The 12,453-nt window shown below is 45.6% G+C and carries 10 protein-coding genes; 3 read left to right on the top strand and 7 right to left on the bottom strand.

Annotation, left to right across the window (positions count from 1 at the left end):
- The first annotated feature begins 62 nt into the window (after window positions 1-62).
- Both ACUALS_RS16675 and ACUALS_RS16670 read left to right on the top strand, forming a co-directional pair.
- A complete protein-coding gene (locus ACUALS_RS16675) occupies window positions 63-1,676 on the top strand; it encodes a polysaccharide lyase 6 family protein (RefSeq protein WP_454449906.1) in 1,614 nt (537 codons plus the stop codon).
- 521 nt (window positions 1,677-2,197) lie between these two features.
- The gene (locus ACUALS_RS16670) at window positions 2,198-2,335 is read left to right on the top strand and encodes an integrase (protein ID WP_454449905.1); all 138 of its coding nucleotides are present in this window, start codon (window positions 2,198-2,200) and stop codon (window positions 2,333-2,335) included.
- Between the two features lie 210 nt (window positions 2,336-2,545).
- Here ACUALS_RS16670 and tdh read toward each other — a convergent pair whose 3' ends face one another.
- From tdh to ACUALS_RS16645, 5 genes are all read right to left on the bottom strand, one after another.
- On the bottom strand, window positions 2,546-3,577 hold the full coding sequence (tdh, locus tag ACUALS_RS16665; protein WP_005473627.1) for an L-threonine 3-dehydrogenase: 1,032 nt from the start codon (window positions 3,575-3,577) through the stop codon (window positions 2,546-2,548).
- A gap of 79 nt (window positions 3,578-3,656) precedes the next feature.
- Entirely contained in the window at window positions 3,657-4,850 is a 1,194-nt protein-coding gene (locus ACUALS_RS16660) for a glycine C-acetyltransferase (protein ID WP_269978873.1), read from the bottom strand.
- Window positions 4,851-5,062: 212 nt separating this feature from the next.
- Entirely contained in the window at window positions 5,063-7,387 is a 2,325-nt protein-coding gene (locus ACUALS_RS16655; RefSeq protein ID WP_454449904.1) for a putative bifunctional diguanylate cyclase/phosphodiesterase, read from the bottom strand.
- Window positions 7,384-8,316: a transporter substrate-binding domain-containing protein gene (locus ACUALS_RS16650; RefSeq protein ID WP_454449903.1), complete on the bottom strand. Its 933-nt coding sequence runs from the start codon at window positions 8,314-8,316 to the stop codon at window positions 7,384-7,386. Before ACUALS_RS16650 ends, ACUALS_RS16655 begins: the two co-directional genes overlap by 4 nt.
- A 58-nt stretch (window positions 8,317-8,374) precedes the next feature.
- Entirely contained in the window at window positions 8,375-9,775 is a 1,401-nt protein-coding gene (locus tag ACUALS_RS16645; protein WP_454449902.1) for an aminotransferase class V-fold PLP-dependent enzyme, read from the bottom strand.
- A 775-nt stretch (window positions 9,776-10,550) separates the two neighbouring features.
- Between ACUALS_RS16645 and ACUALS_RS16640 the strand changes: the two genes are divergently transcribed.
- Entirely contained in the window at window positions 10,551-11,498 is a 948-nt protein-coding gene (locus ACUALS_RS16640) for a LysR family transcriptional regulator (RefSeq protein ID WP_454449901.1), read from the top strand.
- A 2-nt stretch (window positions 11,499-11,500) separates the two neighbouring features.
- Here ACUALS_RS16640 and ACUALS_RS16635 read toward each other — a convergent pair whose 3' ends face one another.
- Window positions 11,501-11,857 (bottom strand): hypothetical protein, encoded by a 357-nt coding sequence (locus ACUALS_RS16635; protein ID WP_454449900.1) that lies wholly within the window; start codon window positions 11,855-11,857, stop codon window positions 11,501-11,503.
- Between the two features lie 141 nt (window positions 11,858-11,998).
- Entirely contained in the window at window positions 11,999-12,382 is a 384-nt protein-coding gene (locus ACUALS_RS16630) for a cytochrome b562 (protein ID WP_038136418.1), read from the bottom strand.
- Window positions 12,383-12,453 lie beyond the last annotated feature (71 nt).

Genomic DNA, 12,453 nt, shown 5'->3' with positions numbered 1-12,453 from the left:
GCGGCTGTTCACGCAGCCGCTTTTTATTTGTGATTTCCACTGTTAATAATAAGAACTCCATTATGAATAAAACCCTTATATCTAGCGTTATCGCTGCTTCCTTATCCGTTGTTGCTCTTTCTGGATGTTCAACGGCTTCTTCACCCCAAGAGCCTGCTCTTACTCAAGCGACTGAGGTTCAAGCAAGTGATATTACTCGTGACTACCTACTCGCCACAGACCGTCTGAGTACTGTGTCTGGCGAGAACCTCAAAGTGGTCGATGATGCTGCTGTCCAAGCGTTAAAGAGCGAGTTAGAAAACGCGGAAGATGGCGATACAATTACCATCCCAAGCGGTAAGTACAGTAACTTAGGCGTCGTTGAAGTCAGTGCAAACAACATCACGATACAAGCAGAGCAAGCAGGAGCGGTTTGGTTAACAGGCCTAGTGCAACTAAAACTGACGGGTGACGACATTACCCTAGACGGCTTAGTTTTTACTGAAGGCGGCCCTGCGGAGCGTTTTGGCGGAGTTAGAATGATGGGCGATCGCAACGTTCTGTCTAATTCTACTTTCTACTACTTTAATCATGATTACGAGTACCTACCGGATGAGCGTCGTGCTGAGTACCCTAAATACCTTTGGGTTTCGCTATGGGGGAAAGATGGCAAAGTGATCAACAATCGCTTTGAAGGCAAGCAAAAGCGCGGCACCTTGATTGGTGTGCAGAAAGATGACACGCCAGACAATCACCTTATCGCAAACAACATCTTCCTTGATCAAAAGCCGAACCAATTTAATGAATTTGATATCAAAGAAGCGATCCGTTACAACGGCAACAGCTGGGAAGCGATTCGAATTGGTGATTCAAAGTCTTCTCAATGGGAGTCCAATTCTAAGTTCACCAACAACCTGATGATTGATATGGATGGTGAACGCGAGCTCATTTCGATTAAATCAGGTGGCAACGAGATCTCTGGCAACACCATATTTGAAAGTGCGTCGCTGATTTCGCTTCGTCACGGTAAAGCGAATACTATTAGTGACAACGTCATTCTGGGTAACGAAAAACTGCTGACGGGCGGTATGCGTATTTATGATGAAGACCACGTGATTGAGAATAACTACATCACTGGCACGCGCGGTCGAGATGGTAAGATCGAAGGAAACGCGGATCTCCGTGGCGGCATCGTTATCAACACAGGTATTATTGATGTGGCAAACGGCGAGACGCTAGACCAATCTGTAAAAGGAAAAGAACTCAACAAGCAATGGACACCTAAGAACATCACTATTCGCAACAATACCCTTGTCGACACAGAATGGGGAATTGTCTACGGCAACCAGACGCACCGTGTGAGCTTATTTGACAACAGCGAAGTAGAAACTATCTACACAGGCGTCGATATCAAGTTCGATCATAATATCGTCGATAACACCCAATCGCCTGAATTTGTCAGTGTTCGCGCTACAGCTGACCACCCACTGGTTGACCCAAGTTATGGCAATGACACTTATCTAGGAACCGTCACGCACTCAGAGCAAATCGGCAACTACAGTGCAAAACTGCCGCGGTTTGAGCAACTCGGGGCTTTCACGCAATACCAGGATGTCGGTGCTGATGTATCTCGACTCTCAGTGATTACGGCTAATACCGCTGGCCCTGATTATGAGCTAACAGGTACCGTTCAGTAAGTTTAAAAGGGCTGTCAAAAGACAGCCCTTTTGTTCGGTCATATAAGTCAAACAATACTATTAGGTCTGAAGTCGAGCCATCTCGCCGTTAATTTCATAAACGGCTTTCACCCACAATGATGATACCGAGCAAACTGATTAGTGGTTTCTTATCGGTTTGACACCCTTAATAGGTGTTATGTACTCCAGTGTACGATTAGCTAGGAAATGGGTAACCACATTGTCTATAAGCTCTCAGCTAAAGGCACCTTGACAAGTAGTCTGATTCTTTCATCTATGCCAAAGCCACCAGCACCAAAAGAGCAAGATGGCGCTGCTGAGAACAAGGTCAAAAACCACCTTCTACCTGAAGGTAAAATCGGCCCCCCCAAGGTCAATAACAACAATCCCCCCGATAGCCAAAATTACAATCGTTCACTATCTACAAGGGCTAAGTAATGCTACCTCTAGTGATGAGTGTGCTTGTCGGCTCTCGGATCAACAGCACACTAATGGCGTCAACCAATCACTAGGGTGATGCTATGAATATCAACTACCTCGCCAAGCAAATGGGACACAAAAACATCAAGATGATCGCAGCTATTTATGGCAAATGGTTGGATGAAGCTAACAAAAAGGAATCTGCACGTGTTTGGGAAGAACTCAAAAAAAGTAGGTAGTTAAAAAGCAACTCGTTGATATAGTGTTAGATAAATATACAAACTGTTTTATACATTATATAAAAATGACGCCTCGATCTTCGTCGAGGCGTCATTCATTTTCTTGGGGCACATTGGGGCATTTCTAGGTGTAAAGCAGGGCTATATTAGCCATTTACATGTTCGGATAACTAGTTAACCGCAACAAGACCATTTTACCCTTGCTGTACCCTATTCCCAATCAAGGATAACTTTGCCAGAAAGCCCGCTACGCATAGCGTCGAAGCCTTTTTGGAAGTCATCAATCTTGTAGTGGTGAGTGATGATTGGTGTTAGATCTAGACCTGATTGAATCAGTGAAGCCATCTTGTACCACGTCTCGAACATTTCGCGGCCGTAGATACCTTTTATCACCAGGCCTTTGAAGATAACTTGGTTCCAGTCGATACCCATATCTGATGGTGGAATACCTAACAGCGCAATGCGACCACCGTGGTTCATTGTTGCAAGCATAGAGCTAAACGCCGCTTGAACACCTGACATTTCAAGACCCACATCAAAGCCTTCTGTCATGCCTAGCTCAGCCATAACATCTTCTAGCTTCTCTTCAGCAACGTTTACTGCGCGCGTTACGCCCATCTTACGAGCAAGGTCTAAGCGATATTCGTTCACGTCTGTGATCACTACGTGGCGAGCACCAACGTGTTTCGCGACTGCCGCTGCCATGATGCCGATTGGGCCAGCGCCTGTGATAAGCACGTCTTCGCCTACTAGATCGAAAGAAAGCGCTGTGTGTACTGCGTTACCAAACGGGTCAAAGATAGACGCAAGATCGTCAGAGATGCCTTCAGGGATCTTGAACGCGTTGAATGCTGGGATCACTAGGTATTCTGCGAATGCACCTTCACGGTTAACGCCCACACCAATTGTGTTACGACATAAGTGAGTACGGCCGCCACGACAGTTACGACAGTGACCACAGGTGATGTGACCTTCGCCAGATACGCGGTCACCGATTTCAAAGCCCCGCACTTCCTGACCAATTTCAACCACTTCGCCCACGTACTCGTGACCAACAACCATAGGCACTGGGATGGTCTTTTGTGACCATTCGTCCCAGTTGTAGATGTGTACGTCTGTACCACAGATCGCGGTTTTCTTAATTTTGATCAGAATGTCGTTATGGCCAACTTGCGGTTTTTCAACCTCAGTCATCCAGATGCCTTCTTCAGGCTTTAGCTTAGAAAGAGCTTTGATTTTCATATTGTTACCTAATTCATCTCGCCCAGCATTTGGGCGAGAATCAAAAATAGTGGTTATCTAGATTCGACTTGAGTCAGACTTAGATGATGCCCATGTCCTTACCAACTTGGATAAACGCGTCGATTGCACGGTCTAGTTGCTCACGAGAGTGCGCTGCAGACATTTGAGTACGGATACGCGCTTGACCTTTTGGTACAACAGGGAATGAGAAGCCGATTACGTAAATGCCTTTCTCTAGAGCGCGCTCTGCGAATTCTGCTGCTACTTTTGCGTCGCCAAGCATGATTGGAATGATCGCGTGGTCAGCACCACCCATTGTGAAACCAGCGTCTTCCATGCGAGTACGGAAGTGTGCTGCGTTTTCCCATAGGCGGTCACGTAGGTCACCGCTCTCTTCTAGTAGGTCTAGAACGCGGATAGAAGCGCTTACGATTGCTGGTGCAACAGAGTTAGAGAATAGGTATGGACGAGAACGCTGACGTAGCCAGTCAATCACTTCCGCTTTACCAGACGTGTAACCGCCTGAAGCGCCGCCCATTGCTTTACCTAGTGTACCAGTGATGATGTCGATACGGTCAACCACGTTGTGGTGCTCGTGCGTACCTGCACCTGTTTTACCCATGAAGCCAACAGCGTGAGAATCATCAACCATCGTCAATGCGCCGTACTTCTCTGCTAGGTCGCAGATAGCTGGTAGGTTTGCTACAACACCGTCCATTGAGAACACGCCGTCCGTTACGATAAGAATGTGGCGTGCGCCTGCTTCTTTCGCTGCGATCAGTTGTTGCTCTAGCTCTTCCATGTTGTTGTTTGAGTAGCGGAAACGCATCGCTTTACATAGACGAACACCATCGATGATTGACGCGTGGTTTAGTGCGTCAGAGATGATTGCGTCTTCTTTGCCTAGAATCGTTTCAAATAGGCCCGCGTTTGCGTCGAAACATGATGTGTAAAGAATCGTGTCTTCTTTACCTAGGAACTTAGAAAGCTTCTGCTCAAGCTCTTTGTGGATGTCTTGAGTACCACAGATGAAACGTACTGAAGCCATACCAAAACCGTGCTCGTCCATGCCTGCTTTACCGGCTTCGATAAGTGCTGGGTGGTTAGCAAGACCAAGGTAGTTGTTCGCACAGAAGTTGAGTACTTCTTCACCAGTAGAGATTTTAACAGCCGCTTGCTGTTGAGACGTGATGATACGCTCTGCTTTGTAAAGGCCTTCCGCCTTCACTTCTTCAATTTGCTGCTGAATCTGTTGGTAAAATGCAGAAGACATTCGCAATTCCTTCCTGTTTATAGTGTCGAGTATTCACTCGATTAGAATTAGGTTGAGCCTTTACGTGACGGGCATCACAGGCACTTACTTATCAATTAAGTGTAGTGTAATTCAAGGAAGGAAAAACGATTATCCCTCAAGGTGGAAAAGCATTAATGAATCCGAGGCACGAATCCAGTTAATACTTTTCTATGAGGTTGTAATGAAAGGAGTTATAGCCAAGTCGGCTTCGCTAAAAGTGCTTCAAAATCCTTAGCAGGCAATGGTCGGCTATAGTGGAAACCTTGTCCGAACTCACAGTTTAGGTTTTTCAGGTAATCCACATGACGCTGTTCTTCGATGCCTTCTGCGACGATCTTCAGATTGAGCGCTTTCGCCATCGCTATAATCACGTTCACAAGCTCACGGTCTGAGTCATTCTCAAACATGTTCTGCAAGAAGCTGCGGTCGATCTTAAGGCGATCAAACGGAAACTTCTGCAAGTAACTTAATGCGGAATAACCGGTACCAAAATCATCAATGGTGAGTTTCGCGCCAAGTGATCGTAGGTTGTGTAACATTTCCATCAGGTCGCCACTGTGATTGAAGAGCAAGCTTTCCGTAACTTCCACATCGAACATTTCAGCAGGCAGTGCCGACTCTTCGAGGTGCTGTTTGATCTGCTCAAAGAGGCGCTCACAGTATCTAAACTGCACACTTGAGAAGTTTACCGACACAAACAGAGATGCAACAGATTGCCAGTGAGCCGCCTGTTGGCACGCTTGGCGAATCGCAAAGTCCCCTAGCTGATGAATCAAACCGTTCTTCTCAGCTATCGCGATAAATTCTTCAGGGTTAACAAAACCGAACTTATCGTCGTTCCAACGCATCAAGGCTTCGGCACCAACAATCTTACCGCTATCAAGTTCAATGATTGGCTGATAGTAAAGCTCAAGAAGATTATGAGATATTGCATGACGAAGGCGACTTTCTAGTTCTAAGAAGCGCTGTAAGTCTTGGTTCATGTTGTGGTCATAGAAGCAGAATGCATTGCGACCATCTTGCTTCACGCGGTACATTGCCATGTCGGCGCAGGCAAGAAGCTGTTCCACATTGCCTCCATCCTGAGGATACATCGACATTCCGACACTTGCCGATAGGAAGAACTCATGGTTTTGCCAAACGAACGGTTCGTTGAACACAGACAGGACAGTTGTTGCAAAACGTTTTGCGCTGTCAGCATCTTGTAAATCAGGGATAACCAAGAGGAACTCATCGCCGCCAATACGCGCGAGCAAATCGGTCTTACGTACTGCATTTTGTAAGCGTTCTGCCGCCAGTTTCAACACTTCGTCTCCAACAAAGTGCCCCATGGAGTCATTGATTTGTTTGAAGTGGTCGAGGTCGATGAACATGACCAATACGTTTGAACCCACTCGCTCGGCGCGTGACAGTTCCAAAGCCAAGCGCTCTGAGCCATAAACGCGATTTGGCAGACCTGTTAGCGAGTCATGTTTCGCTTGAAATGCGAGTTCTTCTTCCGACGCTTTTCGGCGTTCGACTTCACTCGCCAAACGCTGATTTTGCTCAGACAAAAACTCTTTGCGCTTTTTCTCTTCTTCTAGCTTTATTTTAAGCCCTACACGCGTGTTATTGAGATTAAACGCGTAAAGTAGGCCGACCACGATCATTATGGCTAGCACACTTAGCCCGGTAATAAAGGCTTGTGAGGTATATAGGTCGCGCTCGCTCAAGGATTCAAACCATGCCATTAACTTAAAATGGTGGTGGTCGACGGGCACTTCAAAGTAGATCTTCTCCGCGAGTGCTACATTCAGTTCCTTGGTGGATGTGGCGTCAATATCTAGAGTCCGGCTGATAGAATCCCAGACTTTCATCTCTGCGTCGTTTATTTGCAGAACCAGTCGGCTATAGCTGTCTTCATGTTCTTGATTGGTTAACTGTGCAATGACCACCGCTTTGTTGATATCCGCGATCAGATAACCGACCGCTTTACCAGAAAACATAACGGGTTTGACAACTTGAATGACAACGCCGGACGCACTTTGAAACGCAGTCACCCCATCAGACCTTGACTCTACGTCTATAAAACGGGAAGTATCGTTCAAGGTGCGCGCGCTTTTTTCAGTACTGGCGATGGTAGAGCCATCGAGTGCGGTCAAGGTTATCTGTCGGTAAATTATTTGATTATTGACCGCTTTACTGCTCGACTTCTCCACGAGCTTGCGTTTCAGATTAATCAAGCTGGCGCCAAGGCCATACTCCATGGACATACCCGATGCGAGATTGGCGAAAAACGTTTGTACCGTTCTATCGGTCGATAAATGGTCAATATCTTCACTCGCTAGCGTAAACAAATTGTCCAATGTACTCGCATAACTTTTAACTTTAAGGTCAAGTTCTCTATATTGGGCCGCTTTAAGTTTATCTTGACCCAAACTGGTGACCGTAATAATCATCGCCAAATAAAGCGACACTAATATTGCGCAAACGGAAATGATCTTCTGGCTTGATATTTTTCTTGCAGACTGCTTCATATACTTTTCTTACTGTCTTCTAAGAAGTAATCATTGTAAAAGTAGTAAATCGACGGGTAGTATTTTTCGACCAATGCTTGGTACGTACCATCTTGTTTAATTGATTGTAAATATTGATTGAAAGCCGCTTTTAATTCTGGAGAGTTTTTACGAAATGCCACCGCCATGCGCTGATGCTCAGAGATAGGACCGATCACTTTGATTTCTCCAGGCCATTTCTCCAGTGCAATCAATGTATCGGCAACATCAAGCAAGGTGCTCTCCGCGTCGTTTTTCATGATAGCTGGAACCATTTCATTCAAACGTCGCTGAACGCTAGGCAAAATCACATTGGCACCAGTGTCGTATAAGTTATAGAGATTTGGATCTAAGCATGAGTGCTCCATCGCCATCACGTCTCTACCAGAGATAAGCGATTTGACCATCGCGATATCTTGTTGGATTGAGCCCGTGGGCTTAATAGGTTTCAATGTGGAATCACTGCGAGCAACCAACCAGACTGCGGAAGGAAAGTAGTCATCCGAGAAATCTAGAACTTCTTTTCGCCAATCAAGAATGGTCACACCATTAGCGATTAAGTCACCTTCGATGGGCATGTCATCACCAACGACCAATCTAGCGTTTTTATACTCCACTTGCTGGCCAGTCAACTTACCCACAACGTTGTTCCACTTGCCTGGAACGTATTCATAGCGAACGTTTAAAGAGCGTGCGAACCCTTTAATGATCTCAACATCCAGCCCCGTTAGCGTTTGAACCTCTCCTTGGTCAATATAAGAAACAAAGTTTGCGTACGGAACACCAATATGGCGCAGAACTCCGCTCTCCTTAATTCTCTCCAGATCACTGGCTAATGCAGATTGTGGTAGCAGAGAAGTTAAGCCCACAACAAGCGCCGTTATCTTTCGTGTCCAGCGTTTCACTGACATGGTGAGAATTCCTCTCTTTGACAAAGCGCCCTACATCGGGCGCTTTCATTTATCTTTATTAGAATGAGTAATATAGGTCGACGATCGCTTCAACCAATCCATCAACGTCTCTTTCATCGTGGAATAGATGAGTCGAAATTCGCAGAGCGTGGGTCTGGTGAGCGTCGTCTTTATGCACCTTGAAGCTCGTTGTGCGAACAATGTAGCCATACTCTTCACGTAATCGGTCACGGAACAGGGTTAAGCGCTCTTTGTCCGTCACATCACTGAGTGGGTTAAAGGTGGTTAGGCCACTCATTAGCCCTTCTACGTTGGGTGAGTACATTTTGGCATCAGGCAGCGCATAACTCAGTTGGGTTTTACATTGCTGGCTAAGCTCTAGAATGCGCGCTTCGATTCGATCACGGCCGATCTCATCCCACATCTTGCAACTCTCAACAAGCGCTTGCTTTGCTGGGTAGTTGTCATTACCAATGTATTGCATTTGCAACTGCTTACCTAAGTGGTCAGCATGGGATAGTGAGGAGTTAATCAACCACAATGGATTGTCTCGATCACTCCAATACTCATTGAGGCGGTTGCCGTTGTCACGTACATACAAGATTCCCGTTGCGCCTGGACCACATTGCCATTTGTGTCCAGAGCCAGCATAGAAATCACAATCCATATCATGAAAATCCAAGTCAAACATACCCACGGTATGAGCGCCGTCAACCAGCGTAGGAATTTGATGTTGTTTAGCTAGGGAGCAGATCTCTTTTGCTGGTAGAGCCGTTCCGGTTTTGTATGTGATATGTGAAAACACGATTAAGCGAACGTTCTGGTGCGCTTCAATCGCTTCTCGAAACGCTTCAATATAGTCTTGTTGTGTCACCTCTTCTGTACCAGTAAAAACTGGAAGCTGGATCTCGACCACTTCCACACCAAACCGGTGCTTAACAACGTTTAATGGCGACGTTGCCGCAATGTGTTCATGGTGGGTGGTGAGGATGACGTCACCCGGTTCAAAATGGAGACCATTAATAATAGAACAGAGACCATCAGTGGTGTTTCGGCTGAGAATAATTTCATCTGGGTTGGCGCCAAACCCCGGGGCGACATCAGCGACCATCTCAGCGACATAAGGCCAAGAGCCAAACTTGTTCTTCATATCCCAAGGATGTTTCGCCACCAGCTTATTGTTATCTTCATAACCTTCGAGCACATGTTTCGGCATGGAGCCTGTGGTGCCAATGTTCATGTATGTCGTTCGTCTATCCAAAACGAACTGCTTTTTCACTTTTCGCCAAAAACGTCGACTGTTTCGTTGACGCTGTTGATTCCAATCAATTCGGGGTTGCTGCGCTTGAACTACACCCGAAAAAGCCGAAGCACTGACGCCAGCCACAACGGCACCCGTTGCACCTTTCAAAAAACTACGGCGGCTACGATTGGTTTGATTAGATTCCTTGTCGCTCATGTTTTAATCCTTGTCGGAAGTTTAGCCATATCATTTTATTATTAATTATCACTCACTTGCTAAGCGCAGATTATCACTGAATAGTCCTATAGTTTATATTTACAACTGCTATTAAGTGAGGTTAGTTCCAACAATCACCAATGGCGCTGATATAATAAGCAGCTTTATGCAAATTAAATAAATAACATCGATAAACGCAAAGCCATCGTTAAATAATTAACCAACACGTCAGTTGTGTTAATTTTATAAATAACCCCTACCCTGCACTTAAATTTATATTTAATTACTCGTATTGCTTAATATTAACTTCTGCCATTTATGCATTGTCATTGGCTATAGTAATTTGCGTCTAAATTAAATGCATACACCAAACATTTAATTGATACTGCACATTTAGGTAGTAAAAACAAAACTGAGAACGTACTGACATGATGTCGTTTGGATACAGAATTATCCAAACCGGTGTTCTTCCAAGTGATCAACAACAATCATCACACTTCACCTCTCGGTCAAGTGTGATTGTTGAATTTGAGGCACAAATGAGGTGTACTAGCGGCGGTCTAGAGCAATCGTGACGCCGAAAAGGAAAAAGACAACCAGGGCAGCCAGTAGAATGTTTTCAAGCATTGCCCAAAGATCGAGTAAATAATATGCCTGCTGCATGGGATTACCTCCATAGGTCAATGGCAAGTAAAATACCTTACGCAGGCAGAGTAAAACCCGATCATTCTCTCAAAAAATCCTTATTTATAAACATTTTAATATGTGAAGATATATGAATAATACCAAGCTCATTGCCCTTCTCCCTGATTTAGCAAGCTTCATTTTAATCGTTGAAGAAGGCAGTTTTACCGCAGCTGCGAAAAAGCTCGATGTCACGCCATCAGCGTTGAGTAAAATGGTCACAAGGCTAGAACACTCACTGTCGGTGAAACTTTTTGAGAGAACAACGCGTAAACTGATCATCACGCAATCTGGGCAACAAGTGTATGACCAAGCCATCATCATGGTGAATGCAGCAAAGCAAGCGGTGGAACTGTCGACCTCCGATCACACTGAAATGCGTGGCGCGCTGACCGTTGCGGCTCCAGAAGCCTTTCTCAACTCTGTCCTTCAACCGTTTGTTGTGCCCTTCCTCAAGAAGTACCCTGACATCCAACTCAAACTGCGCGCTGCCGATGGTGAAATCGACATTATTCGCCACAACATCGACGTCGCATTTAAACTTACCGACAAACCGGATGAAAATCTGGTACTCAAAGAAATTGGCAGTACCAATCTGGTTCTTTGCGCGAGCCCTGAATACCTTGCTCAGCGTACTACCCCCATGCACCCAACCGAACTCTCCCATCATGATTGTTTGTATCTAGCGGAAAACGATCGCGATCATATCTGGGACTTTTTCAAAGACGACGAATACCATTCCATCGCAGTGAAAGGGCGATACGCCGTCAACCACTCGCAAATGCGTTTAACTGGTGTTAAGAACGATCTAGGAATCGGGATTTTTCACGACTTCGTGATTGCAGATTCGCTCAAGCGAGGCGAAGTAATACAAGTATTGGAAGATTGGACGATAAAAAGTAACTATCACGGCGGAGTCGCAATGCAATATGCGCAAACCAAATATATGCCTGCTAGATTGCGAGCTTTCATCAACTACGTGACAGAAGAGCTAAAGGGCCGCCTGTTTGATAACGGGAATAACAGTGGAACAGAGTAACGTTAAGAATTAGCGGTACGCGGAGGCGCTCTCGGGACGGCTAACTCATAACGCAGGCTTAGAGCCAAATAAGCATACGCATGAACCTTAGCCAAGCGATGGTTGGTTAAGTAGAGTGGTGTTGGAAGCGAATCCTGATGGAAGGTCGAAAAGTGACTAAATGGACAAGGTTTGCTGTGCTGAGTGGTCGAACTGCCCTCTTCAACTTGAACAAGAACGAAACCGTTAATGGTACAGAGCGTCGCCCATACGCCCGCCGAAGAGCCGTGCGCATTGTTCACAGGCATCAGAGTGACCAGTACCCAACTTAGAGCACTTGCCGCTAACATGATTTTCTGGAACTTGGCGATGTGTCTCATGACTGCCCTCAGCAATTAGAAGGTCACTATATAACGAACGAGTAATAAAAGCCCGAATAGAGCGATTAAAACTCGTTCGCTGTCATAAGATTTTCAATAAAGAGACGTGCTCACTCAAAGCAGTCAACTGTAGATGACGGTTTAACCGAACAGCTTGCTCCAAATACTTGGGTTACGTTTATCGTGGTATTCCTCACGCAAAGCATCAACCTGTCGGAGTTCTTGCTTCGCCGCGTCCAGATCACCCTGTTCTAGTTTCGCGTCCACTGCGTCAAGCGCTTGAGATAACTTTGTGAAGCCCTCAAAGTAGAGATCAAATTTTTCTGGTGGGTAATCACCACGTTTTGATTGCTCGACCAAATCAGAGAGATTGTCGACAGCGGCTTGCATACGTACGATCTCGGTTGCTTCTGCAGCCTGTTTAAATTCCACTTTCATCTGCTTCATTGTTGCTTTCAGATCAAAGTCTGACGCATAAACATTCGCAGACAACATCAGAGCTAAAGCTGGTAATAACTTTCTCATCTCGTTTTTCTTATTAGCTATTTAGGGGGTTGCAGTGTACTGAAAAGCAAAGTCTCTGTGTAACGAATTTT

It is taken from the genome of Vibrio sp. NH-7 (assembly GCF_053643215.1).
Note: the sequence above shows the minus strand (reverse complement) of the source record. Positions and strands in the feature narration are given on the sequence as shown.

Excerpts from the sequence above, each read along its gene's own strand:
- ACUALS_RS16675 (WP_454449906.1), top strand. The coding sequence starts at position 63 with ATGAATAAAACCCTTATATCTAGCGTTATCGCTGCTTCCTTATCCGTT.
- ACUALS_RS16670 (WP_454449905.1), top strand. The coding sequence starts at position 2,198 with ATGAATATCAACTACCTCGCCAAGCAAATGGGACACAAAAACATCAAG.
- tdh (WP_005473627.1), bottom strand. The coding sequence starts at position 3,577 with ATGAAAATCAAAGCTCTTTCTAAGCTAAAGCCTGAAGAAGGCATCTGG.
- ACUALS_RS16660 (WP_269978873.1), bottom strand. The coding sequence starts at position 4,850 with ATGTCTTCTGCATTTTACCAACAGATTCAGCAGCAAATTGAAGAAGTG.
- ACUALS_RS16655 (WP_454449904.1), bottom strand. The coding sequence starts at position 7,387 with ATGAAGCAGTCTGCAAGAAAAATATCAAGCCAGAAGATCATTTCCGTT.
- ACUALS_RS16650 (WP_454449903.1), bottom strand. The coding sequence starts at position 8,316 with ATGTCAGTGAAACGCTGGACACGAAAGATAACGGCGCTTGTTGTGGGC.
- ACUALS_RS16645 (WP_454449902.1), bottom strand. The coding sequence starts at position 9,775 with ATGAGCGACAAGGAATCTAATCAAACCAATCGTAGCCGCCGTAGTTTT.
- ACUALS_RS16640 (WP_454449901.1), top strand. The coding sequence starts at position 10,551 with ATGAATAATACCAAGCTCATTGCCCTTCTCCCTGATTTAGCAAGCTTC.
- ACUALS_RS16635 (WP_454449900.1), bottom strand. The coding sequence starts at position 11,857 with ATGAGACACATCGCCAAGTTCCAGAAAATCATGTTAGCGGCAAGTGCT.
- ACUALS_RS16630 (WP_038136418.1), bottom strand. The coding sequence starts at position 12,382 with ATGAGAAAGTTATTACCAGCTTTAGCTCTGATGTTGTCTGCGAATGTT.